1 protein-coding gene is annotated in these 1,512 nt (G+C 69.3%); it reads left to right on the top strand.

Annotated elements, in window-relative coordinates:
- Positions 1-20: 20 nt before the first annotated feature.
- The coding region (locus tag WBV89_RS16120) for a hypothetical protein (protein WP_423982368.1) at positions 21-1,512 on the top strand (1,492 nt) is incomplete at its 3' end.

Raw genomic sequence — 1,512 nt, 5'->3', positions numbered from 1 at the left:
GCCTCCGCACCGTTGCGACGATGACCGGCGCGAGCCGCCTCCCCGTGCGACTGCTCGAACTCTTGGTGCTGACCGTTGCCGAGATCGTGGTCGGGGTCTTCAGTGGCCGTTTCAAGCAGGGGATGGCAGCGCTCGCGGCGCTGTTCGGTCTGATCCCGCGCATTCCGACGATCGTCGCCCGCCGGCGCGCGATCGCGGATCTCCGCCGGGTTCCCGAGCGCGAGGTGCTCGGGCTCCAGCAGCGCGGGAGCGCTCGTGTCCACACCTTCCTGCGATCCCGTGAGACGTCGACCTACGTCGGAACCGCATCCAATGTGCGGCGCTGGAAGGAGAGCTCCACCGCGCCGGTGATCGCGTGGGTCCTCGTGTTGGCGCTGGTCATCTTCGGAAGCCGGAGCTTCCTGTCCGGAGGGATCCCCGCGGTCGGTGAGTTCCTCCGCTTCCCCGACAGTCCGCGTGAACTGCTGGCCCGATTCACGAGTGGATGGGACGCGACCGGAACCGGAGCGACATCGCCGAACCCCACCGGGATGGCCGCGGTGTCGCTGTTGTCGGTGACGACGTTGTTCCGCATGGGGCTGCTGCACACGTTGTTCATCATCGGGCTGGTCGTGGTCGGACTGATCGGGCTCTGGAAGCTCGCCACCGTGTTCCCCTCGACGCGAGCACGGATCGCCGCACTCGCGGTCTACGCAGCATCGCCACTCGTCAGCGGCGCCTTCGGGACCGGTTCGCTCGACGTCCTCGTCGCCTTCGCCGCCGTGCCGTGGGTCCTCCACACGCTGCGCCGATGCGTCGGAGTGGAAACTGCCGATCCGCGCACGGCGGCAAGTGATGTCGCCGACGGATTGGTCGACCTGGCGTGGAGCGAACGGCTGCGGCGCACGATCCAGTTCGGAATCGTGGTCGCACTGGCCGCCGCGTTCTCACCCGTCGTCCTGGTGCTCAGCCTCGTGCTCGGGCTGTTGATGGCGCTCGCGACACTCCTGGCCCTCGCCCCGGTTCGGACCGCTGCGATGTACCTCCTGTCCACGGTGGTCGGCGTGGCGATCGCGGCGCTCCTGAGCATCCCGTGGATCGGTTCGTGGAGTTGGGACTCGATGGTCGGAGCTCCTCCGATCGGGGATCCGGGACGTGGTCTGCGTGCTCTCGCCTCGTTCGAGATCGGCCCGACCGACTTCGTGTCGCTGTCGCTGGCCCTCTACCTCCCCGTCGTCGCGGCGCTCCTGCTCGCACGTGCGTGGCGGCTCACGTGGGCGGTCCGTGCCGCCATCCTCGTCCTCGGTTTCGGTGCGCTCGCGGTCTTCGGTGACCGGGGCGATCTGCCCGTCCCCGCTCCACAGGCCGGAATTCTGCTCGTGCCCGTCGCGGCCGGACTCGCCCTCGCGGCCGGCGCATCGCTCGCCGCATTCGACCTCGACGTGCGCGGCGGGACGTTCGGCTGGCGTCAGCCGCTCGGGATCGCCGCGAGCATCGCGATCGCGATCGGCATCGTTCCCGGTGTCCTCGCGG

The organism is Ilumatobacter sp., assembly GCF_049588435.1.
GTDB lineage: Bacteria > Actinomycetota > Acidimicrobiia > Acidimicrobiales > Ilumatobacteraceae > Ilumatobacter_A.
This window is presented reverse-complemented; position numbering and strand designations above follow the sequence as displayed.